This window comes from Inquilinus limosus (assembly GCF_051487185.1).
GTDB classification, from domain to species: Bacteria; Pseudomonadota; Alphaproteobacteria; order DSM-16000; family Inquilinaceae; genus Inquilinus; species Inquilinus limosus_F.
The window spans coordinates 2501-5483 of sequence record NZ_JAHVDK010000065.1 but is presented as its reverse complement, the minus strand read 5'-3'; the positions used below and the strand labels follow the sequence as shown (position 1 = coordinate 5483).

The 2983-nt window shown below is 58.9% G+C and carries 1 tRNA gene and 2 rRNA genes (1 of these 3 only partly in view); all 3 read right to left on the bottom strand.

From position 1 onward, the window contains the following. Positions 1–2 precede the first annotated feature (2 nt). A tRNA-Met gene (locus KXR53_RS35330) sits at positions 3–79 on the bottom strand. 60 nt (positions 80–139) lie between these two features. After that, positions 140–255, bottom strand: a 5S ribosomal RNA gene (gene rrf / locus KXR53_RS35325). A 102-nt stretch (positions 256–357) separates the two neighbouring features. Continuing rightward, positions 358–2983, bottom strand: a 23S ribosomal RNA gene (locus tag KXR53_RS35320) (it continues 114 nt past the right edge of the window).

Sequence of the window (2983 nt, the reverse complement as noted above, 5' to 3'; positions counted from 1 at the left end):
GTTGGTTGCGGGGACAGGATTTGAACCTGTGACCTTCAGGTTATGAGCCTGACGAGCTACCGGGCTGCTCCACCCCGCGGGGGTGAGGGAGGAGCATTGTGAGGGGAATGCGAAGAGGGGGGTTGAGTGGGCTTGGTGGACCTGGCGGCGACCTACTCTCCCGTGGCTTGAGCCACAGTACCATTGGCGCGGAGGGGTTTCACGGCCGAGTTCGGGATGGGATCGGGTGCTGGGGCCCTCGCTATGGCCACCAGGTCGACGAAGCCCACTCGTGTTGGGGAATGCTTGCTGCGGGGGAGACGGTGTTGGCAGGGCGATTGCCGCTGCGCGCGGTGGGAGGCGGATGCCTCCGGGCCTGAGATCAAGCCGATCGAGCGATTAGTACCGGTTAGCTCAACGCATTGCTGCGCGTACACACCCGGCCTATCGACGTGGTCGTCTGCCACGGCTCTGATAGGGATGACTGGTTTTGAGGGGGGCTTCCCGCTTAGATGCTTTCAGCGGTTATCCCGTCCGCACATAGCTACCCGGCGATGCGACTGGCGTCACAACCGGTGCACCAGAGGTGCGTCCATCCCGGTCCTCTCGTACTAGGGACAGCTCCTCGCAATCATCCAACACCCACGGTAGATAGGGACCGAACTGTCTCACGACGTTCTGAACCCAGCTCACGTACCACTTTAAATGGCGAACAGCCATACCCTTGGGACCTGCTCCAGCCCCAGGATGTGATGAGCCGACATCGAGGTGCCAAACACCCCCGTCGATGTGGACTCTTGGGGGGTATCAGCCTGTTATCCCCGGCGTACCTTTTATCCGTTGAGCGATGGCCCTTCCACGCGGGACCACCGGATCACTATGGCCGACTTTCGTCTCTGCTCGAACCGTCGCTCTCGCAGTCAGGCGGGCTTATGCCATTGCACTCGTCGAACGATTTCCGACCGTTCTGAGCCCACCATCGCGCGCCTCCGTTACTCTTTGGGAGGCGACCGCCCCAGTCAAACTACCCGCCATGCAGGGTCCCGGCCCCGGATCACGGGGCTCGGTTAGACGTCAAGAACAACAAGGGTGGTATTTCAAGGGTGGCTCCACCCAAGCTGGCGCCTGGGCTTCATAGCCTCCCACCTATCCTACACATGTCATTCCTAACGCCACTGCAAAGCTGTAGTAAAGGTGCACGGGGTCTTTCCGTCTAGCCGCGGGTACTCCGCATCTTCACGGAGAATTCAATTTCGCTGAGTCGACTGTGGAGACAGTGGGGAAGTCGTTACGCCATTCGTGCAGGTCGGAACTTACCCGACAAGGAATTTCGCTACCTTAGGACCGTTATAGTTACGGCCGCCGTTTACCGGGGCTTCAATTCAAGGCTTGCACCTCTCCTCTTAACCTTCCGGCACCGGGCAGGCGTCAGACCCTATACGTCGTCTTGTCGACTTCGCAGAGCCCTGTGTTTTTGTTAAACAGTCGCTACCCCCTGGTCTGTGCCCCCCACGCCTGGTTGCCCAAGCGCAGGGCCCTCTTCTCCCGAAGTTACGAGGGCAATTTGCCGAGTTCCTTCACAATCGTTCTCTCAAGCGCCTTGGTATACTCTACCAGTCCACCTGTGTCGGTTTCGGGTACGGTCTATACGGCGGGGCTATTTCCCGGATGTCCTTCGCTGCCCATCCAATCCGTTAAGGACGGACAACTTACGGCCATCGTCACCTCCGCCAGGCCCAGGACTATTAACCTGGTTCCCATCGACTACGCCTTTCGGCCTCGCCTTAGGGGCCGGCTCACCCTGCGTGGATTAACCTTGCGCAGGAACCCTTGGACTTTCGGCGACAGTGTTTCTCACACTGTTTGTCGCTACTCATGTCAGCATTCGCACTTCCGATACCTCCAGCCGACCTCGCGGTCGACCTTCGCAGGCTTACGGAACGCTCCGCTACCGCGCTCGATCGCTCGAGCACCCACAGCTTCGGCACGTGGCTTGAGCCCCGTTACATCTTCGGCGCAGGACGGCTTGACCAGTGAGCTATTACGCTTTCTTTAAAGGATGGCTGCTTCTAAGCCAACCTCCTGGTTGTCGACGCTGTCCCACATCCTTTCCCACTTAGCCACGATTTGGGGGCCTTAGCTGGTGGTCTGGGTTGTTTCCCTCTTGACGATGGACGTTAGCACCCACCGTCTGTCTGCCGGACTGTGCTCACGGGTATTCGGAGTTTGGTTAGGTTTGGTAGACCTCGCGGCCCCCTAGCCCATCCAGTGCTCTACCCCCCGTGGCAATCATCCGACGCGCTACCTCAATAGCTTTCGCGGAGAACCAGCTATTTCCGAGTTTGATTGGCCTTTCACCCCTAGCCACAGCTCATCCCCGGCCTTTTCAACGGACGTGGGTTCGGTCCTCCAGCGGGTGTTACCCCGCCTTCAACCTGGCCATGGCTAGATCACCCGGTTTCGGGTCTAACGCGTGCAACTTGATCGCCCTCTTCAGACTCGCTTTCGCTGCGCCTACACCTCTCGGCTTAAGCTCGCTGCACACGCTAAGTCGCTGACCCATTATACAAAAGGTACGCCGTCACGGGACAAGCCCGCTCCGACTGCTTGTAGGCATCCGGTTTCAGGTCTCTTTCACTCCCCTCGTCGGGGTGCTTTTCACCTTTCCCTCACGGTACTGGTGCACTATCGGTCACTGAGGAGTACTTAGGCTTGGAGGGTGGTCCCCCCATCTTCAGACAGGATTTCACGTGTCCCGCCTTACTCGAGGATCAGATCCGGTTTACCCGTACGGGGCTATCACCCGCTATGGCCCGCCTTTCCAGACGGTTCCGGTTATGTAGATCTGACCACTGGCCTGGTCCGCGTTCGCTCGCCACTACTAACGGAGTCTCGGTTGATGTCCTTTCCTCCGGGTACTGAGATGTTTCAGTTCCCCGGGTTCGCCTCCGCACCCTATGGATTCAGATGCGGATACCGCATAAGCGGTGGGTTGCCCCATTCG